At 73.7% G+C, this 18,112-nt stretch carries 17 protein-coding genes; 6 read left to right on the top strand and 11 right to left on the bottom strand.

What is annotated here, in order from left to right:
• Positions 1-23 precede the first annotated feature (23 nt).
• Both ACFW6A_RS02130 and ACFW6A_RS02135 read right to left on the bottom strand, forming a co-directional pair.
• Positions 24-1,271, bottom strand: a complete 1,248-nt coding sequence (locus ACFW6A_RS02130) for a cytochrome P450 (protein ID WP_386638192.1) — start codon at positions 1,269-1,271, stop codon at positions 24-26.
• The gene (locus ACFW6A_RS02135) at positions 1,268-2,551 is read right to left on the bottom strand and encodes a cytochrome P450 (protein ID WP_386638194.1); all 1,284 of its coding nucleotides are present in this window, start codon (positions 2,549-2,551) and stop codon (positions 1,268-1,270) included. The genes ACFW6A_RS02130 and ACFW6A_RS02135 overlap by 4 nt, the downstream gene beginning before the upstream one ends.
• A 218-nt stretch (positions 2,552-2,769) precedes the next feature.
• Between ACFW6A_RS02135 and ACFW6A_RS02140 the strand changes: the two genes are divergently transcribed.
• Positions 2,770-3,201 (top strand): VOC family protein, encoded by a 432-nt coding sequence (locus tag ACFW6A_RS02140; protein WP_351848117.1) that lies wholly within the window; start codon positions 2,770-2,772, stop codon positions 3,199-3,201.
• Positions 3,202-3,207: 6 nt separating this feature from the next.
• Here ACFW6A_RS02140 and ACFW6A_RS02145 read toward each other — a convergent pair whose 3' ends face one another.
• Positions 3,208-3,717, bottom strand: a complete 510-nt coding sequence (locus tag ACFW6A_RS02145; RefSeq protein WP_386638198.1) for a GNAT family N-acetyltransferase — start codon at positions 3,715-3,717, stop codon at positions 3,208-3,210.
• A 193-nt stretch (positions 3,718-3,910) separates the two neighbouring features.
• On the bottom strand, positions 3,911-5,272 hold the full coding sequence (locus tag ACFW6A_RS02150; protein WP_030755173.1) for a glutamine synthetase family protein: 1,362 nt from the start codon (positions 5,270-5,272) through the stop codon (positions 3,911-3,913).
• Between the two features lie 203 nt (positions 5,273-5,475).
• Here ACFW6A_RS02150 and ACFW6A_RS02155 point away from each other — a divergent pair, with 203 nt between their 5' ends.
• The 4 genes from ACFW6A_RS02155 to ACFW6A_RS02170 all read left to right on the top strand — a co-directional run bounded on the left by ACFW6A_RS02155 (position 5,476) and on the right by ACFW6A_RS02170 (position 7,852).
• A complete protein-coding gene (locus tag ACFW6A_RS02155) occupies positions 5,476-5,901 on the top strand; it encodes a hypothetical protein (RefSeq protein WP_386638202.1) in 426 nt (141 codons plus the stop codon).
• A 94-nt stretch (positions 5,902-5,995) separates the two neighbouring features.
• Positions 5,996-6,673 carry a DUF3105 domain-containing protein gene (locus ACFW6A_RS02160; protein WP_351848109.1) on the top strand — a complete coding sequence of 226 codons (678 nt, stop codon included), beginning with the start codon at positions 5,996-5,998 and terminating at the stop codon, positions 6,671-6,673.
• Positions 6,670-7,305, top strand: a complete 636-nt coding sequence (locus tag ACFW6A_RS02165; protein WP_351848107.1) for a DUF305 domain-containing protein — start codon at positions 6,670-6,672, stop codon at positions 7,303-7,305. The genes ACFW6A_RS02160 and ACFW6A_RS02165 overlap by 4 nt, the downstream gene beginning before the upstream one ends.
• A 127-nt stretch (positions 7,306-7,432) precedes the next feature.
• Positions 7,433-7,852: a CBS domain-containing protein gene (locus tag ACFW6A_RS02170; RefSeq protein WP_351848104.1), complete on the top strand. Its 420-nt coding sequence runs from the start codon at positions 7,433-7,435 to the stop codon at positions 7,850-7,852.
• On the opposite strand, the gene ACFW6A_RS02175 is transcribed toward ACFW6A_RS02170, so the two are convergent.
• The 3 genes from ACFW6A_RS02175 to ACFW6A_RS02185 are packed head-to-tail and all read right to left on the bottom strand — an operon-like array spanning position 7,837 to position 10,911.
• Entirely contained in the window at positions 7,837-8,640 is an 804-nt protein-coding gene (locus tag ACFW6A_RS02175; RefSeq protein ID WP_351848102.1) for an alpha/beta fold hydrolase, read from the bottom strand. The two genes, ACFW6A_RS02170 and ACFW6A_RS02175, sit on opposite strands and share 16 nt — an antisense overlap.
• On the bottom strand, positions 8,637-9,416 hold the full coding sequence (locus ACFW6A_RS02180; RefSeq protein WP_386638205.1) for a DUF998 domain-containing protein: 780 nt from the start codon (positions 9,414-9,416) through the stop codon (positions 8,637-8,639). Before ACFW6A_RS02180 ends, ACFW6A_RS02175 begins: the two co-directional genes overlap by 4 nt.
• Positions 9,417-9,429: 13 nt before the next feature.
• Positions 9,430-10,911: an APC family permease gene (locus tag ACFW6A_RS02185; RefSeq protein ID WP_386638208.1), complete on the bottom strand. Its 1,482-nt coding sequence runs from the start codon at positions 10,909-10,911 to the stop codon at positions 9,430-9,432.
• A gap of 117 nt (positions 10,912-11,028) precedes the next feature.
• Between ACFW6A_RS02185 and ACFW6A_RS02190 the strand changes: the two genes are divergently transcribed.
• Positions 11,029-12,804, top strand: coding sequence for an NAD+ synthase (locus ACFW6A_RS02190; RefSeq protein ID WP_351848095.1), 1,776 nt, complete (start codon positions 11,029-11,031; stop codon positions 12,802-12,804).
• On the opposite strand, the gene ACFW6A_RS02195 is transcribed toward ACFW6A_RS02190, so the two are convergent.
• The 4 genes from ACFW6A_RS02195 to ACFW6A_RS02210 all read right to left on the bottom strand — a co-directional run bounded on the left by ACFW6A_RS02195 (position 12,770) and on the right by ACFW6A_RS02210 (position 17,987).
• Positions 12,770-14,056: an MFS transporter gene (locus tag ACFW6A_RS02195; protein ID WP_386486491.1), complete on the bottom strand. Its 1,287-nt coding sequence runs from the start codon at positions 14,054-14,056 to the stop codon at positions 12,770-12,772. The genes ACFW6A_RS02190 and ACFW6A_RS02195 overlap by 35 nt on opposite strands.
• Positions 14,057-14,176: 120 nt before the next feature.
• The gene (locus tag ACFW6A_RS02200; protein ID WP_386638318.1) at positions 14,177-15,190 is read right to left on the bottom strand and encodes an endonuclease/exonuclease/phosphatase family protein; all 1,014 of its coding nucleotides are present in this window, start codon (positions 15,188-15,190) and stop codon (positions 14,177-14,179) included.
• Positions 15,191-15,494: 304 nt separating this feature from the next.
• The gene (locus tag ACFW6A_RS02205) at positions 15,495-16,235 is read right to left on the bottom strand and encodes a TetR/AcrR family transcriptional regulator C-terminal ligand-binding domain-containing protein (protein ID WP_351848087.1); all 741 of its coding nucleotides are present in this window, start codon (positions 16,233-16,235) and stop codon (positions 15,495-15,497) included.
• Between the two features lie 129 nt (positions 16,236-16,364).
• Positions 16,365-17,987, bottom strand: a complete 1,623-nt coding sequence (locus ACFW6A_RS02210) for an MFS transporter (RefSeq protein ID WP_386638211.1) — start codon at positions 17,985-17,987, stop codon at positions 16,365-16,367.
• Positions 17,988-18,112 lie beyond the last annotated feature (125 nt).

Here is an 18,112-nt window from a genome sequence, read left to right on the forward strand (position 1 = left end):
GTCCCGGCGCGGCCCGGGGCGGGTCAGGCGTCGAGCAGGACCGGGAAGGACTCCAGGTCGTTCTGGGTCATCACCGGGAGGTTGCGCAGCTCCTCGTCCGGGACGGCGAGGCGCAGCCGGGGGAAGCGGGCGAAGAGCGCGGGGAGGGCGATGCCCGCCTCGACGCGGGAGAGGGCCGCGCCGGGGCAGATGTGCGGGCCGTGGCCGAAGGTCATGTGCCGGATGGGCGTGGGGCGGGTGACGTCGAAGACGTCGGCGTCGGGGCCGTGCTGCTCGGGGTCGCGGCCGATCGCCCGGTAGGAGATCACCACGCCCTCGCCCTTCGCGACGACGGCGTCGCCGACCTCGATGTCCTCGGTGGCGAAGCGCATCAGCAGGTGGGTGGTGGGGGTGTCGAAGCGCAGGGTCTCCTCGATCACCGTCTCCCAGGAGACCTCGCCCGCCAGCACCATCCGCAGCTGCTCGGGGTGGGCGAGCAGGGCGCGGACGGCGTTGAGGACGAGGCCGATGGTGGTCTCGTGGCCGGCGGCGACCATCGCCTTGAGGTTGCCGACGACCTCCTCCTCGGTCAGCGGCTCGCCGCCGTCCTCGGCGAGGATGAGCGCGGAGGTGAGGTCGTCGGTGGGCAGGGCGGTCTTGGCGCGGACCAGGTCGGTGTAGAAGACGTCGAGTTCGGCGAGGAGGGCGAGGCGCTCGTCCTGCGGCGTGAGCATCGAGAAGAACTTCTTGTACTGGCGGGTGAGCATCGCGTTCGCCTCGGGGTCGACGCCCATCAGCATGCCGACGACCCGCATGGGCAGCGGCTGCGCGAAGACGGACTTGAGGTCGACGACGGCGCCGTCCCGGCCGGCCTCCTCCAGGGCGTCGAGGAGTTCGGCGGTGAACTTCTCGATGTCGGGGCGGATCGCCTCCAGGCGGCGCGGGGTCAGCGCCTGGGAGGTCTTGGCGCGCAGCCGGCGGTGCTCGTCGCCGTCGACGGTGAACATGGAGCGGCCGGCGTCGACCATCCCGATGAGCGGCCACGCGCGGGTGACCGTCCCGCTGGTCCACAGGCCCCAGGCGTCCAGGTCCTTCACCAGCCGGGGGTCGACCAGGAGGCGCCGGGCGTCGGCGTGCCGGGTGACGGCCCAGGCGGGCACGCCGAGCAGGTCGATGCGGGCCAGCGGGCCTGCGGCGCGGATCCGGTCGGTCTCGCCGGCGAGGTCCTGGACCATCGGGTCGATGGCGACGACGGGCGCGGCGCCCTGGGCGGCTGCGTGCGGGCAGGTCACGGGAGGTCTCCAGTCGTGGGTACGGGGGTGAACCGGACGGGCAGGGCGGTGGTGCCGCGCAGGAAGGCGGAGGGGCGGCGGACCAGTTCGCCCTCGGGGACGGCCAGTTCGAGGTCGGGCAGCCGGTCGAGGAGGACCTCGATGCCGGTCCTGGCGATGATCTCGGCGATCTCCTGGGCGGGGAAGGGGCAGCGGTACTCGCCGTGGCTGAAGGCGAGGTGGGCGCCGCTGCCGCCGTGCTCGGAGGGATCCGTGCCGGGGGCGCCCCGGCGGATCAGCGGGTCGGTGTTGGCGGCGCCGAGGCCGAGGAGGAGCAGGTCGCCGGCCTTGATCCGGCGCTCGCCGAGGCGGGTGTCGCGGACGGGCCAGCGGCCGGCCAGGATCTGGGTGGGTCCGTCCTCCCAGAGCACCTCGGTCATGGCGTCGGCGACGCTGCGGCGGCCGCGGGCCATCGAGTCGGCGAAGTCGGTCTCGGTGAGCATCAGCCGGACGGAGTTGCCGATCCAGTCGGCGGTGGTGAGGTGGCCCGCGGCGGTGATCGCCATCAGGTCGAGCACGTACTCCTCGTCCGTGAACTCCTCGGGGAAGGCGAGCATCCGGGAGGTCACGTCGTCGCCTGGCTCGGCGCGCCTGGCCGCGAGCAGCCGGGCCATGTGGGCGCCGAACCGCTGGTGGGCGCTCTGCGCCCCGGGTCCTCCGTCGGCGAGGTCCTTCAGCACCCGCGCGATGTCGGCGCCTTCGTCGTCGGGGAAGCCGACGAGCCGGGCGAGGACGAGGACCGGGAGGGGTTCGCAGAAGGCGGCGACGAGGTCGGCGGTGCCGCGGGCGCAGAAGCCGTCGACGAGCCGGTCGGCCAGCTGCTCGCAGTGGCCGCGGATCTCGAAGGGGTCGACGGCCTCCAGGGCGGGGACGACCATCCGGACGTGCCGCCGGTGCTCCTCGCCCGCGGTGAAGTAGATGGAGGGCAGGGGCCGTCCGACCATCGGGAGCAGCGGCCAGTCGTCGGGGACGTGCGGCCACTGGTTCCACAGGCCGACGTCCCGGGGGAAGAGCGCGGGGTCGCTGGTGACCTGGTGGACCTCGCGGTAGCCGATGACCAGCCAGGCGGGGAAGCCGCCGGGGAGTTCCACGGGGACGACGGGGCCGTGCTCGCGGCGCATGGCCCGGTAGAGGGCCTGCGGGTCGGTCTGGAAGCCGGGCCCGGAGAGCGGGACGGCGGCGGGGCACGCGGCCGGGGGCGCGGGGTCGGGGGCGGGCTCGGCTGAGGGGGAGCGCGTCATGGGTCCTGTCTCCGGTGGCGAGCATGTCGTCGACACGGCCGGTGCGGCCAACGCGTCGTCACTATAGGGAGGTTGGGGACGCCGGAACGGTCGTTCGCGATCAATTTCTCGGCTCGGACGAAATGATCAGGTCACCGACTCGGAGGGAAGACGATTTTCCGTCAGGTCTGACGAACCGGTGAGGTGCGAAGCCCGGCCGGGTGCGGGACGGTGGTCCCATGAACTGGACACTGGAAGTCGTCCCGGTCCCCGTCACCGACGTGGACCGGGCGAAGGAGTTCTACGCCGAGAAGTGCGGCTTCGCCGTCGACCTGGACGACGAGGTCGCCCCCGGGGTGCGGATCGTCCAGCTGACGCCGCCCGGCTCGCGCTGCTCCGTCACGCTGCTCTCCGGCATGCCGGAGATGCCCGGCACGAAGACGACGGCCCCGGGGGGCCTGCACGGCCTCCAGCTGTGCGTCACCGACATCGAGGCGGCCCGGGCCGCGCTCGTCGGGACGGGCGTCGACGTCTCCCCCGTGATGCACGTCGGGGCGGCCGGCTGGGCGGAGGGCAAGGGCGGGACCTGGAACTCCTTCCTCACCTTCGAGGACCCCGACGGCAACGGCTGGGTGGTCCAGGAGGCCCCGTCCGAACTCTCGGAGCGCTGACCCCCGCTACCGTCCCGTCCCCAGCTCCACCAGGAACCGCACGAGACCGCCGTCGCCGTCCGGGGCGCGCCGCATCCCGGCCCGCTCCATCACCCGGTGGGAGGCGGCGTTGGCGGGATCGGCGTCGCCCCGCAGCACGGTGGCCCCGGCCGCCCGGGCGATGCCGATCACCCCGGCGAGCGCCTCGGAGGCGTACCCCTTCCCCCGCTCCCCCGGCACGATCCCGTACCCGACGGTCACGGACCCGTCCGGCCCGGGCGGCCCGTGGAACCCGATCCCGCCGACGACGAGCCCGCTCGCCGCGAGCCGTATCTGGTACGTCCGGAACGCCCCCGGGTCCCCGCTCCCGGCGCACCGGCGCAGGAACGCCCCGACCGAGGCGAGGTCCCCGACCCCCGGGTACCCCTCGCCCCACCGGTCCTCCGGCAGCGGTTCCCGCGCGGCGACCCGCTCGCCCTCGGCGACGGTCAGGGGATGGAGGACGAGCCGCCCGGTGGCGACGGATGCGATCTTCACGCGGCGCAGTCTCGACGACTCCCGACCCGGCGGCAACGCGTTTCCCCCGGGGCGGACGGGCTCCCGCGAGGAGCCCGGTCCGGCGCCCGGCGGCCCGGAGGCGGTCCGGTCCCGCCGGGACGGCCGAGGGCCGACGGTCCGCGACCGCCGGCCCTCGGCCTCGGTTCCAGGGTCTACCTGTCCTGACCTGCGCTTACAGCACCGGCAGGTTCTTCCGCAGTTCGAAGGCGGTGACCTCGGAGCGGTACTCCTCCCACTCCTGCTTCTTGTTGCGCAGGAAGAAGTCGAAGACGTGCTCGCCGAGGGTCTCGGCGACCAGTTCGGACTTCTCCATGAGGGCGATCGCCTCGCCGAGGTTCTGCGGGAGGGGCTCGATGCCCATCGCGCGGCGCTCGGAGTCGGAGAGCGCCCAGACGTCGTCGTCGGCGCCGGCCGGGAGTTCGTAGCCCTCCTCGATGCCCTTGAGGCCGGCGGCGAGCAGGACCGCGTAGGTCAGGTAGGGGTTGGCACCCGAGTCGATGGAGCGGACCTCGACGCGCGACGAACCGGTCTTGCCGGGCTTGTACATGGGGACGCGGATGAGGGCGGAGCGGTTGTTGTGGCCCCAGCAGATGTACGAGGGGGCCTCGCCGCCCGAGCCGGCCGTGCGGGAGGAGCCGCCCCAGATGCGCTTGTACGAGTTGACCCACTGGTTCGTCACGGCGGAGATCTCGCCCGCGTGCTTGAGGAGGCCCGCGATGAAGGAGCGGCCCACCTTGGAGAGCTGGTACTCGGCGCCCGACTCGTAGAAGGCGTTCCGGTCGCCCTCGAAGAGCGAGAGGTGGGTGTGCATGCCCGAGCCGGGGTAGTCCGAGAACGGCTTCGGCATGAAGGTGGCCTGGACGCCCTGTTCGAGGGCCACCTGCTTCATGACCAGGCGGAAGGTCATGATGTTGTCGGCGGTGGAGAGCGCGTCGGCGTAGCGGAGGTCGATCTCCTGCTGGCCGGGGGCGCCCTCGTGGTGGCTGAACTCGACCGAGATGCCCATCGATTCGAGCATGGTGATGGCCTGGCGGCGGAAGTCCATGCCGACGTTCTGCGGGGTGTGGTCGAAGTAGCCGGAGTTGTCGGCGGGGGTGGGGCGCGAGCCGTCGAGCGGCTTGTCCTTCAGCAGGAAGAACTCGATCTCGGGGTGGGTGTAGAAGGTGAAGCCGAGGTCGGACGCCTTGGCGAGGGCCCGCTTGAGGACGAAGCGCGGGTCGGCGAAGGACGGCGAGCCGTCCGGCATGAGGATGTCGCAGAACATCCGGGCCGTACCGGGGGCCTCGGCCCGCCAGGGCAGGATCTGGAAGGTGCCCGGGTCCGGCTTGGCGATCATGTCGGACTCGTAGACGCGGGCGAAGCCCTCGATCGCCGAGCCGTCGAAGCCGATGCCCTCGTCGAAGGCCTGCTCCAGCTCGGCGGGGGCGACGGCGACCGACTTCAGGAATCCGAGCACGTCGGTGAACCACAGGCGCACGAAGCGGATGTCGCGCTCTTCGAGCGTACGGAGCACAAATTCCTGCTGCTTGTCCATTTCCACACCCATCCTCGCTGGTCAGGCCGCCTGCTCCCACCGCCTCGGGCACATCGGGGGGCACCTGAGCATCCCACCACATGGTTTCGTGCACGTTGCACACCCATACTGCCTGTTCGGTTGTGACACAGGTAACCGAGGACCTCCGGAAGTCGTACCCCGTTCGGCCCACGCGGCCCCCTCGCCCACTACGATCTGCGCCCATGGGAGCCCTGCGGCTCGAATGCCCGTACCGGCACGCGCGTCCCATGGCACTGGTGAGTGCCATGGCGACGCTCCTCGCCGCGCTCTTCGTCTGCCTGGGGAGCGGACCCGGGGGGCCGGGCGGCCATCCGGGGCACGGGCCGGCCGCGGCCGCCCGCACCACGGCGGCGCCCTCGGGCCCCGCCGCCACCCCCGTGCCCGCGCCCGGGCGGGCCGCGTACGTGTGCCCCTACGACCGGGGCGACTGCTCCCTCTTCCCGTCCCTCTCCCCCGCGGTGCTGAGCGCCCCGCCCCTCGACCCGCCGCTGCACACCGAGGGCCGGGCGCCGCGCTTCGACGCGCGCGCCGGCGACGGGGCGGGGCGGGATTCGGGGGTCCGGCCGCGCGCCCCGGACCTGCACGTCCTTCAAGTTCTCCGGACCTAGGGCGGCCGCCGGGTCCCCGCGGACCCCGGTGGGCCCCGCCCTCCCCGAACGACGACCTCCCCCCTTTTTTCTTTCCCAGAAGGACGACATCACCATGGCCGCCAACCGTTCCTCCACCGCCGACCGCCGCGCCCGAATAGAGGAGATGCGCCGGGCCGAGCAGGCCCGGGAGCGCCGCAACCGCTTCCTCACCATCGGCGTCTCCGCCGTCGTCGTGCTGAGCCTCGTCGGCTTCGGCACCTTCGTGCTGATGAAGAAGGCCGACGAGGAGGACGCCAAGGAGGCCGCCGCCAAGGCCCCCATCGCCGGCGAGAAGTCCTGGGACGCGGCGAAGCTGGGCCGCAACCACGTCGAGACCGCCGTGAAGTACGACATGAAGCCGCCGGTCGGCGGCGACCACCACCCGGTGTGGCTGAACTGCGACGGCGACGTCTACGACAAGGCCGTCCCCGAGGTGAACGCCGTCCACTCGCTGGAGCACGGCGCCGTGTGGGTGACGTACACCAAGAAGGCCGCCGAGGCCGACGTGAAGAAGCTGAAGGACAAGGTCTCCGACACCCCCTACACGCTGATGAGCCCGGTCGACGACCAGTCCGGCGCGATCATGCTCTCCGCCTGGGGCAAGCAGGTCACCGTGGACGGCGCGAGCGACCCGCGCGTCGACGCCTTCTTCACCAAGTACGTGCAGGGCGCGCAGACCCCCGAGCCGGGCGCGGCCTGCACCGGCGGCGTCGGCGCCGACGGCGTGGGCGGCGCGGGGATGGGCCAGTGACCCCCCGCCGCACCCGGTACGCGGCGGTCACCGCGGTCGCCCTCTCGGTGCTGTTCGCCGCGGGCGCGGTCACGGTCGCCTCGGCCGAGCGCGAGGAGGCGCCCCGGACCCCGGACTCCGCCTCGGCGGACGCCGGCTTCGCCCGCGACATGGCGGTCCACCACCAGCAGGCCGTCGAGATGTCCTTCATCGTCCGTGACCGGACGGAGGACGAGTCGGTGCGCCGGCTCGCGTACGACATCGCCAACACCCAGGCCAACCAGCGCGGGATGATGCTCGGCTGGCTCGACGTGTGGGGCCTGCCGAAGGTCGAGTCGGGCACCGCGCCGATGACCTGGATGGGCATGCCCGTGACCGGCGACGCCGCCGGCAAGGACGGCGCGCTGATGCCCGGCATGGCGACGAGGACGCAGCTGGACGCGCTGCGGAAGGCCTCCGGCAAGGAGGCCGAGATCCTGTACCTGCGGCTGATGACCGCCCACCACAGGGGCGGGGTGCACATGGCCCAGGGCTGCGTGCAGAAGTGCTCGGTGGACGTGGAGCGGGACCTCGCGCAGGGCATGGTCGACGCCCAGGAGTCGGAGATCGCGCTGATGGCGGACATGCTCCGCAAGCGCGGCGCCACCGCCTGAGCCGGCCGCCCGGCGGGCCCCCGGCCCCCGTGACCCGCTGCGGTCGCGGGGGCCGACGCGTGCCCGCAGAATGAAGGCGCTCGGGGAGACGTACGCACCACGACGTTCGACGAAAGGTACGCGTCCCATGACCACGGCGAAGGACATCATGCACCCGGGAGCCCGCTGGATCCCGGAACACGAGACGCTCGACCGCGCGGCCCAGCTGATGCGCGACCTGAACGTGGGGGCGCTGCCCGTCGCGGACGAGAACGAACGGCTCTGCGGCATCGTGACCGACCGCGACATCGTGGTCCGCTGTGTGGCCATGGGCCACGACCCGGCCAAGGTGACCTGCGGCGCGATCGTCCAGGGCACCCCGCGCTGGATCGACGCGGGCGCGGACGTCGGCGCGGTCCTGGAGGAGATGCAGAGCCACCAGATCCGGCGGCTGCCGGTGATCGAGAACAAGCGGCTCGTCGGCATGATCAGCGAGGCCGACCTGGCCCAGCAGCTGTCGGACGAGCAGCTGAAGGCCTTCTGCGCGAGCGTCTACGCCGCGTCCTGAGGGGCCCGGAGGACGGCCCGGGCCACCGTGTCCGGGGCGTCCCGCATGACCAGATGGCCCGACGGCACGGCCGCCTCGTAGCGGGCGCCGAGCCGCCGGGCCAGCGTGCGCTGGCGGTCCTCCCAGCGGGCGGAGCCGTCGGGGGCGGCGAGGACGGTGACGGGGGCGCCGGGCGGGAGGGGGCGGCGGTCCCTGAGGGCGTGGAGCTCGGCGGCGACGGCGCCGTAGCGGGCGTTCTCGCGCAGGGCGCCGCGCCAGACGCGTGAGCCGCGGTAGACGCGGCGGACCTCGGCGGGCGGGGCGGTGTCGGGGTGGAGGGCGAGGCGGCGCAGCGCGGGGCCGAGGGCGGCGGGCAGGCCGAGGGCGGTGAGGGCGGTCCCGGCGGCGACGGTCCAGCCGAGCCGGCCGGGCCGGGGGTGCTCCTCGGTGGAGGAGTCGAGGAGGACCAGGGCGGCCGTGCGGCCGGGGTGGAGGCGGGCGAAGCCCTCGGCGTGGAGGCCGGCGATGGAGTGGCCGACGACGGTGGCGGGCCCGGGCAGGCCGAGGGCGTCGAGGAGGGCGGCGATCCGGTGCGCCTCGCCGGCCAGGGTGGGGGGCGCGGGGGTGCCCTGGGAGAGGCCGTGGCCGGGGCGGTCGAAGCGGACGACGGTGCGGTGCGGGGCGAGGAGGGGGACCACCGGGTCCCAGTCGAACCAGCAGAGGCCGAGTCCGGCGGAGAGCACGCAGACCGGGCCGTGGCCGTCGACGGCCACGTGGTGGGCGAGGCCCCCGAGGCGTACGAAGGTCATCCGCGGGCCCGTTCCCGCCGCGGGGTCCGCTCCCCCGCCCCGGCGCGCTCCCGGGCGACCGAGACGGCGAGGACGCCGGTCCACACCGCGACGAGGAGGACCTGGAGGCGCTGGCCCGCGCCCAGGGCCCACGGACCCCGGCCGGCCTCGGAGGCGGCGACGGCGGCGAGGGTCCAGGCGGTGGCGGCGGCTTCGAGGGCGAGGAGGGCCGGTCCGGTGCGGGCCAGCGGGCGCCAGAGGCCGTACCGGCGGGCGGCGAGGGTGAGGGCGGCCATGGCGACGAGGGCGCCGGTCACGGCGAGGCTCGAACTGACGGCGTGGGCCGTGTGGGTGGCGGGGACGAGTCCGGCGGTCTCCCGGGCGGCGCACTCGGGGTCGGCGGTGGGGGCGCAGCTGAGCGGGAGGCGGGAGTCGAGGGCGGTGGCGGCGCCGAAGAGGGCGAGGGCGGCCCAGCCGGCGAGGAGCCAGGGGCGGCGGGCGGCGGGCCCGGCGCCGGGGCGGGCCCGGCGGGGCGCGCCGGGTTCGGGGGCGGGCCCGGCGGGGGCGCGGGTGGCGAGGAGGCCGAGGGCGGCGCCGGCGAGGACGAGGAGGCCGGCGGTGAGGTCGGTGGCGCGGAAGAGGCCGCCGAGGGGCTGGTCGGCGGCGGCGAGCTCGGAGACGTACGCGCGGACCGGGTCGAGACCGGTCCGCACGACGGCTTCGAGGACCCAGGCGGTGTACGCGAGCGCCCCCAGGAACAGCAGGACGGCGGACGCGCGCGTGGCCTTTTTGGGCATATGGGGTCAGACGTCAGGGGGTGGCGGAAGGTTCCCGGTGGTCGGGGTGGACCCACTCGGGCTTGCGGTACCTGAGCAGGAGGGCGGGGATGAGGAGGCCGAGGACGAAGAGGCCGCCGCCGACGATCAGCAGGTAGCGCCAGAGCGGCTCGCCGTCGAACTGGTCGGGCGGGACGAAGCCGATGACGAGGGCGAGGACGGAGGCGACGAAGCCGACGGCGGCGACCCAGGTGACGGCGGGGACGCGGAAGCCGCGCTCCACGTGGGGCTGGGTGCGGCGGAGCCTGACGACGGCGACGAACATCAGCAGGTAGGCGATCAGGTAGATCTGCACGGTGATGACGGAGAACATCCAGTACGAGCTGGAGACCGAGTCGCTGAAGGCGTACAGGATGCCGATCAGGGTGGTGATCACGCCCTGGGCGACCATGATGGCGGTCGGGGAGCCGGCCTTGTTGAACTTCTGGAAGGCGGGCGGGAGGTAGCCCTCCTGGCGGGAGAGCAGGACGAGGCCCTTGGCGGGTCCGGAGAGCCAGGTGAGCATGCCGCCGAGGGCGGCGCAGACCAGCATGACGCCGACGACCCGGGTCATCCAGCCGATGGAGAAGTGGTCGAAGAAGGCGCCGAAGGCCTGCATGAGGCCGGCGGTGAGGCTGAGCTGGTCGGACGGCATGACCCAGGCGATGGCGAGGGCCGGAAGGATGAAGATCAGCAGGACCAGGCCGGTGGCCAGGAACATCGCCTTGGGGTACTCGCGCTTGGGTTCGCGCAGCGAGGAGACGTGCACGCCGTTCATCTCCATGCCCGCGTAGGACAGGAAGTTGTTGACGATGAGGACGAGGCTGGCGAGGCCGGTCCACGGCGGCAGCCAGTGGTCGGCGGTCATCGGCTGGGCGGAGGGGTTGCCCTGGCCGAGGAAGACCATGCCGAGGACGACGAGGAGCACGCCGGGGACCAGGGTGCCGACGATCAGGCCGAAGGAGGAGAGTCCGGCGATGGCCCGGGTGCCGCGCGAGGAGACCCAGACGCCGGCCCAGTAGACGGTGACGATGACGATCGCGACGTAGAGGCCGTTCTCGGCGAGCGAGGGGTCGATGACGTACGCGAAGGTCGAGGCGACGTAGGCGAGCAGGCTCGGGTAGTACGCGATCGTCATGGCGAACTGGCACCAGACGGCGAGGAAGCCGAGGGGCTTGCCGAGGGCCTCGCTGACCCAGCGGTAGATGCCGCCGGACCAGCCGGAGGCGAGTTCGGCACCGACGAGGGCGGTGGGGAGCAGGAAGACGATGGCGGGGAGGAGGTAGAGGAAGACCGCGGCCAGTCCGTAGATGGCCATGGTCGGCGCCGGCCGCAGGGAGGCGACGGAGGCCGTGGTCATGAAGGCGAGCGTCAGCCAGGAGATGAACTGGCGCTTGGTGCCGTCGTCCTGGAGGACCGCCGCGTCCTCGCCGGTGGCGGGCCGGGCCGACTCCGCCGGGTCGTCAGTGGTCGTCATGGGCCCATGATCACGGGGGTGGACTTACTTCGCATGTCGGGAGCGAACGGCCGGATCCGCGGGGGCGGGGCCCGGTTCCCAGGACATAGCGTCGATTTGACGATTACACTGGGGGGCGTGCAACGACTACGCCTCGCGCTGAATCAGATCGACTCGACCGTCGGGGACATCGCCGGGAACTCCGAGGCGATCGTCCACTGGACCCGGCACGCCGTCGGGCAGGGCGCGCACCTCGTCGCCTTCCCCGAGATGGCCCTGACCGGCTATCCCGTCGAGGACCTGGCCCTGCGGCCGTCCTTCGTCGAAGCCTCCCGGGCGGCGCTGGACGCGCTCGCGGAGCGGCTCTCCGGCGAGGGCCTCGGCGAGGTGCCGGTGGTCGTCGGCTACCTCGACCGCACGGAGCGGGCGGTGCCCCGCCTCGGCCGCCCGGCCGGCTCGCCGGAGAACGCGGCGGCGGTGCTGCACCGGGGCCGGGCGGTGCTCCGCCTCGCCAAGCACCACCTGCCGAACTACGGCGTCTTCGACGAGTTCCGCTACTTCGTGCAGGGCGACACCCTGCCGGTGCTGCGGGTGCGCGGGATCGACGTGGCGCTCGCGATCTGCGAGGACCTGTGGCAGGAGGGCGGCCGGGTGCCGGCGGCGCGCAGCGCCCGGGCCGGGCTGCTCCTGTCGGTGAATGCCTCGCCGTACGAGCGGGACAAGGACGACACCCGGCTCGAACTGGTCCGCAAGCGGGCCCGGGAGGCCGGCTGCACCACCGCCTACCTGGCGTCGACCGGCGGGCAGGACGAGCTGGTCTTCGACGGGGACTCGATCGTGGTGGACGCGGCGGGCGAGGTGATCGCGCGGGCCCCGCAGTTCACCGAGGGCAGCGTGATCCTCGACCTGGACCTGCCGGCCGCCGACCCGGACGCCCCGGCGCCGGGCACGGTGGTGGACGACGGGCTGCGGATCGACCGGGCGGTGCTCGCCGGGGAGGCCGGCGAGCCCCTGCCGGTGACCGAGCCGGAGCTGACGGGCGGTTACGCGCAGCGGCTCGACGACGACGAGGAGGTCTACTCGGCGCTGGTCATCGGGCTGCGCGCGTACGTCGCGAAGAACGGTTTCGGCTCGGTGGTGATCGGCCTCTCGGGCGGGATCGACTCGGCGCTGGTCGCCGCGATCGCCTGCGACGCGCTGGGCGCCGACCGGGTGCACGGGGTGTCGATGCCGTCGAAGTACTCCTCGGACCACTCGAAGGGCGACGCGGCCGAGCTGGCCCGCAGGACCGGGCTGCACTTCCGCACCGTGCCCATCGGGCCGATGTTCGACGCGTACATGGCGGCCCTGGAGCTCACCGGGCTCGCCGAGGAGAACCTCCAGTCCCGGCTGCGGGGCACCACCCTGATGGCGATCTCCAACCAGGAGGGCCACCTGGTCCTCGCCCCGGGCAACAAGTCCGAGCTGGCGGTGGGCTACTCGACGCTGTACGGCGACTCCGTCGGCGCCTACGGGCCGATCAAGGACGTCTACAAGTCGGACGTCTTCCGGCTGGCCCGCTGGCGGAACCGGGCCGCGGAGGAGCGCGGGCAGACCCCGCCGATCCCGGAGAACTCGATCGTGAAGCCTCCCAGCGCCGAGCTGCGCCCGGGCCAGGTGGACACGGACTCGCTGCCGGACTACGACGTGCTCGACCGGATCCTCGCCCGGTACGTGGACCGGGACGAGGGCACGGACGCGATCGTGGCGGCCGGCTTCGACCCGGAGCTGGTGGCGCGGACGCTGCGGATGGTGGACGCGGCGGAGTACAAGCGGCGCCAGTACCCGCCGGGCACCAAGATCTCGGCGAAGGGCTTCGGCAAGGACCGGCGGCTGCCGATCACGAACCGCTGGCGGGAGACACCGGCGCCCTGACCCCGGCCTCCGGTCCGGTCCCGGCCGTCGGCCCGGTCCCGGCCGCCGGGCCCGCGAGGGGGCTTCGCGCGACGACGTGCGAGGCCCCCTTCGCCGTGTCCGTACGGACCTCCCGGCGGTCGAGGAGCCCGGCGGCGACGGCGATCGCGAGGCCGGCGGCGGCGAGGCCCGCGCCGACCAGGGCCGGGGAGGTCCAGCCCCAGCCGGCCGCGACGGCGGCGCCGCCCGCCCAGGCGCCGCCCGCGTTGGCGAGGTTGAAGGCGGAGTGGTTGGAGGCGGAGGCGAGCGTGGGGGCGTCCTTCGCCTTCTCCATGACGAGCATCTGGAGCGGGGTGGTGGTCATGAAGCCGACGGCGCCGATGACCACCACGGTGACCAGGGCGAGCCAGGGCACGTGGACGGTGAAGCGGAAGGCGACCAGGGTCACGGCGAGGGCGGCCAGCGAGCCGTAGAGGGTGGGGCGCGGGGCGCGGTCGGTGAGCGGGCCCGCGGCGAGCGCGCCGCCGGTCATGCCGAGGCCGAAGAGGGCGAGGACGACCGTGACGGTGGACTCGCCGAGGCCCATCACCTCGGTGGTCATGGAGGCCAGGTAGGAGTAGACGGCGAAGACGCCGGCGAAGCCGAAGACGGCGGTGAGCAGGCCGAGCAGCACCTGCGGGCGGCCGAGCGCGCGCAGCTCGCGGCCGAGGCCCTGGCGCCCGTCGAGGGGCAGCTCGGGGACCAGCCGGGCGAGGGCGGCGAGGGCGCCCAGGCCGATGGCGGCGACGACGAGGAAGGTGGCGCGCCAGCCGAGGTGCTGTCCGAGCAGGGTGGCGGCGGGGACGCCGAGGATGTTGGCGACGGTGAGGCCCAGGAACATGGTGGCGACCGCGCGGGCCTGCCGGTCGGGGCGGACCAGCCGGGCGGCGACGACGGCGCCGACGCCGAAGAAGGCGCCGTGCGGGAGGCCGGCGAGGACCCGGCCGGCGAGCAGCCAGCCGTAGCCGGGCGCGAGGGCGGAGGCGAGGTTGCCGACGGTGAAGAGGGCCATCAGCAGGAGCAGCATCCGCTTGCGGGGAAGGCGGGAGCCGAGGGCGGTGAGCAGCGGGGCGCCGACGACGACGCCGAGCGCGTAGGCGGAGACGAGGTGGCCCGCGGTGGGGACGGTGGTGCCGAGGTCGGCGGCGACGTTGGGCAGCAGGCCCATCATCACGAACTCGGTGGTGCCGATGCCGAAAGCGGAGATGGCCAGGGCGAGCAGGGCCACAGGCATGGGTGGGAGACCCTTTCCGGGTACGAGGGTTTGTTTTTTTACGAAACAAATTCTCGCAGACGCCGGGGCATTCCCCGAATCCGGGGGATGAAGAGAAGGTTTCTCCTGCGTTTCGCAGGGTCAGAAGGCGATGCGGGCGGCGAGCGGCAGGTGATCGCTCCTGGTCTCCGGCAGCGCCCAGGAGGCGACCGGCTCGACGCCCCGGACCAGGATCTGGTCGATCCGGGCCATCGGGAAGGAGGCGGGCCAGGAGAAGCCGAAGCCGTCGCCCGCGGCTCCCTGGGTGGAGCGCAGCTGGGCGGTGACGGCGTTGAGGGCGCGGTCGTTCATGGTGCCGTTGAGGTCGCCGAGGAGGACGATCCGCCCGGCCCGGTCGTTCGCGATGGCCTCGCCGAGGGCGTCGGCGCTGTTGTCGCGCTGGTTGGCGGTGAAGCCGGCGTCCAGCCTGACCCGTACGGAGGGGAGGTGGGCGACGTAGACCCGCAGCTCGCCCTGGGGGGCGACGACCGTGGCGCGCATGGCGCGGGTCCAGCCCATGTGGAGGTCGACCGGCCGCGGGTCCCGCAGCGGCAGCCGGCTCCACAGGCCGACGGTGCCCTGGACGGAGTGGTACGGGTACTTCTCCGCCAGCTCCCGCTCGTAGACCGGCACCATGTCGGCCTTCAGCTCCTCCAGGGCCAGCACGTCGGCGCCGGAGGCGGCGAGGCCGCGGGCGGTGCCCTCCGGGTCGGGGTTGTCGGCGTTGACGTTGTGGGTGGCGACGGTGAGGTCGCCGCCGGAGGCCGACTTGTCGGCGACGAGGCCGCCGAAGAGGTTGAGCCAGACGACCACCGGGAGCAGCAGCGCGATCAGCGCGGTGGCGGAGCGGCGCAGCAGCGCGAGGAGGAGCAGGACCGGGACGAAGAGGCCGAGCCAGGGCAGGAAGGTCTCGGTGAGGCTGCCGAGGTTGCCGACCCGGTTGGGGATCTCCGCGTGCAAGGCCATCAGCAGGGTCAGGACGACGGCGCAGACGGCGAGGACGATGCCGCGCCGCCAGACGCCGGGGTCCCGCCGCAGGCGGCCGAGGGCGGAGCGGAACCGGTCGCGGGCCCCGGAAGGGGCACCTCCCGTTCCGCCGTGCTCCGTCCCCGTCATGTCCACCCGCGCCATCGCTGCCCTCACTCGCCTTGCCGTGCCGTCGTGCCGTCCGTGCCCGGGACCCGGTCCGACCCTAGGCGATGCCGGGCCCGGCGCACTCCCCCAAGGACGGACGCGGCGTGTGACGGGGTTCCGGCGGGGCGCCGGTTCGGGTGGGCTGTGACAGAACGCGCACATTCGTGCGGGTCGGAAGGGGGGCTGCCCCTCGGGCGGACCTCCGTCGGCGAAGGGGGCTCGGCCCCTCGGGCGGACCTCCGCCGGTGAAGGGGGCTCTGCCCCCCCCGCCGGGGAAGGCGGGGGCTCAACCCCTCGGGCGGACCCCTTCGAGGATGGTGTCGGCGACCCGGGCCGGGAGGTCGGGTGACAGGTCGGCGTCGGGGTGGAGGACGGTACGGAGCAGGAGCGGGCCGACGAAGAGGTCGTTGACCAGCTCCAGGTCGAGGTCGGCCCGGATCTCGCCGGCGGCGACGCCCCGCTCCAGGACCTCGATGCCGAGGCGGCGGCGGGGCTCGATGGCGGTGCGGTGGTACTGGTCCCAGAGCCGGGGGTGGGTCTGCATCTGGGCGAACATGTTCCGCAGCAGCGCGGAGGTCCGCTTGGCGAGCCCGCGCCGCCGCATGAACTCCAGGAGCATCACGAGGTCGTCGCGGACCGAAGTGCCGGGCAGCGCCGGGTCGGGCGGCTCGACGGACCGGATCAGCTCGACGAGCAGGTCCTCCTTGCCGGCCCAGCGGCGGTAGATCGTGGCCTTGCCGACCCCCGCGGTGCGGGCGATCCGCTCGATGGACACGTCCCCGAGGGCCACGCCGCCCTCCAGCAACCCGATGACCGCGTCGAAGACCGCCCGCTCGACCCCCTCGCTCCGGGGCCGGCCCCGCCGGGCCGCGCCCTCGGCGCACGCCTCCGGCGGCGCGGCCTCGTCCGGCCCGGGCGCCGGCGTGCCGGCCGCCGCCGGAGCGCCGGAGGCCGCCGGGGGCCGCGGGCCGGGGGCCGGGCCGGGCTCGGCCGGCTCGCCGGGAATCTGGCCGTCCGCCAAGGACACGCGTGTCGCCTCTCGTCGTCGCGGGAATGCTGCGTCCCCTTCATTCTCGCCCCACGGCGCCCCGCGGCCCGGCGCGGGCCAGGGGGGACGCGAACCGGCCCGCCCCGGGAAGGCGGGCCGGTCGGCCGGTCAGCGGTGGGCCGGTTCGGTCGCGTCCGCGGCGTCCGGGGTGGCCTGGGCCGGGATGCCGGGGGCCGGGGCGCGGCCGGGGAGGAAGACGGCGACGACGACCGCGCCGACGGCGGCGATCGCCGCGGAGGCGTAGGCGGTGACGTGCATCGCGTCGAGGAACGCCTGGTGGGCGGGGGCGACGAGGGCCTCGACGTGGAGCTTCTCCGCCACCGCGAGAGTGGCCTCCAGGGACTCGCCCGCGGTGCCGCGCACGGCGGGCGGGAGGACGTCGAGGTGGGACTCGATCTCGCCCCGGTAGACCGAGGAGAGGACGGAGCCGAGGACGGCCACTCCGAGGGCGCCGCCGACCTGGCGGAAGGTGTTGTTGACGGCGGAGCCGGAGCCCGCCTTCTCCCGCGGCAGCGTCTGCATGATCGCGACGGTGACCGGCGGCATGACGTGGGCCATGCCCGCGCCCTGCACCAGGAAGACCAGGGCCATCACCCAGACGGGGGTGTCAGCGTCGAAGAGGGCGAAGGCACCGAGACCGAGGGCGACGGCGGCCATGCCGGTGGCGCAGACCGCCCGCGTGCCGAAGCGGGCGACGGCGAGCCGGGCCCGGGGCGCGAAGACCATCTGGGCGAGGGCGAGCGGCAGCAGGAGCAGGCCGGAGTCGAGCGCGCTGTAGCCGCGGACGCTCTGGAGGTAGAAGGCGGAGAAGAAGGTCACGCCCATGAGGGCGAAGAAGACCAGGGCGATCGCGGCGACGGCGGCGGAGAAGACCGGCTTGCGGAAGTACGAGACGTCCAGGGCCGGGTGGTCGCTGCGCTTCTCGTACAGGACGAAGGCGGCGAGGACGGCGAGGCCGCCGAGGACCGGCAGGAGGACCCCGGGCTCGGTGAAGGAGGCCCGCTCGCCGCCGCGGATGATGCCGTACACGAGGAGGACCAGGCCGAGGACGGAGAGGAGCACGCCGACCAGGTCGATCCGGCCGGGCGCGGGGTCGCGGGACTCGGGGACGAGCCAGATCATCAGGCCGAGGCCGAGGAGCACCACGGGCACGTTGACGAGGAAGATCGAGCCCCACCAGAAGTGCTCCAGGAGGACGCCGCCGGTGATCGGGCCGATCGCGATGGCGAGGCCGACGCTGCCGGCCCAGATGCCGATGGCCTTGGGCTGCTCGTCGCGCTCGAAGACGTTCATGAGGACGGCGAGGGTGGCGGGCATGACGAAGGCGGCGCCGAGGCCCATCACGGCCCGGTAGGCGATCAGTTCGCCCGGGGAGCCGGAGAGGGCGGCGAGGGCGGAGCCGAGGCCGAAGACGGCGAGGCCGAAGAGGAGGGACCGCTTGCGGCCGAGCCGGTCGCCGAGGAGGCCGGAGGCGAAGAGCAGGCCGGCGAAGACGAGCGTGTAGGAGTTGATGGCCCACTCCAGCTCGCTCTGGGTGGCGCCGAGGCCGGTGGGGGCCGGGGAGGCGATCGTCTTGACCGCCACGTTCAGGATCGAGTTGTCGAGGACGACGATCAGCAGGCTGAGCATCAGCACGCCGAGGACGGCCCAGCGGCGGCGGTGGACGGCCTCGGGGACGCGCGCCGGGGCGGGAGCGGGGGACGGTGACGCGGAGGGGGACGGCTCTGGCATGGGCACCACTGTAGACCCATTTCGAAACGGGCCCGTCTCGTATCGCAATGAGGGCCCGTGTGAACAGCGCCACTCCGGCCCACTTCCCCGCCCACCCGGCGAAGTGCCACCATGGACGTGGTCCG

The sequence above is a fragment of the Streptomyces sp. NPDC058758 genome, from assembly GCF_042746075.1.
In the GTDB taxonomy this organism is placed as follows: Bacteria; Actinomycetota; Actinomycetes; order Streptomycetales; family Streptomycetaceae; genus Streptomyces.

What these genes read in the sequence shown, in the direction of transcription:
- ACFW6A_RS02200 (WP_386638318.1), bottom strand. Translation starts at nt 15,190, where the DNA reads ATGACGGGGACGGAGCACGGCGGAACGGGAGGTGCCCCTTCCGGGGCC.
- ACFW6A_RS02170 (WP_351848104.1), top strand. Translation starts at nt 7,433, where the DNA reads ATGACCACGGCGAAGGACATCATGCACCCGGGAGCCCGCTGGATCCCG.
- ACFW6A_RS02135 (WP_386638194.1), bottom strand. Translation starts at nt 2,551, where the DNA reads ATGACGCGCTCCCCCTCAGCCGAGCCCGCCCCCGACCCCGCGCCCCCG.
- ACFW6A_RS02185 (WP_386638208.1), bottom strand. Translation starts at nt 10,911, where the DNA reads ATGACGACCACTGACGACCCGGCGGAGTCGGCCCGGCCCGCCACCGGC.
- ACFW6A_RS02160 (WP_351848109.1), top strand. Translation starts at nt 5,996, where the DNA reads ATGGCCGCCAACCGTTCCTCCACCGCCGACCGCCGCGCCCGAATAGAG.
- ACFW6A_RS02155 (WP_386638202.1), top strand. Translation starts at nt 5,476, where the DNA reads ATGGGAGCCCTGCGGCTCGAATGCCCGTACCGGCACGCGCGTCCCATG.
- ACFW6A_RS02180 (WP_386638205.1), bottom strand. Translation starts at nt 9,416, where the DNA reads ATGCCCAAAAAGGCCACGCGCGCGTCCGCCGTCCTGCTGTTCCTGGGG.
- ACFW6A_RS02140 (WP_351848117.1), top strand. Translation starts at nt 2,770, where the DNA reads ATGAACTGGACACTGGAAGTCGTCCCGGTCCCCGTCACCGACGTGGAC.
- ACFW6A_RS02175 (WP_351848102.1), bottom strand. Translation starts at nt 8,640, where the DNA reads ATGACCTTCGTACGCCTCGGGGGCCTCGCCCACCACGTGGCCGTCGAC.
- ACFW6A_RS02195 (WP_386486491.1), bottom strand. Translation starts at nt 14,056, where the DNA reads ATGCCTGTGGCCCTGCTCGCCCTGGCCATCTCCGCTTTCGGCATCGGC.
- ACFW6A_RS02150 (WP_030755173.1), bottom strand. Translation starts at nt 5,272, where the DNA reads ATGGACAAGCAGCAGGAATTTGTGCTCCGTACGCTCGAAGAGCGCGAC.
- ACFW6A_RS02210 (WP_386638211.1), bottom strand. Translation starts at nt 17,987, where the DNA reads ATGCCAGAGCCGTCCCCCTCCGCGTCACCGTCCCCCGCTCCCGCCCCG.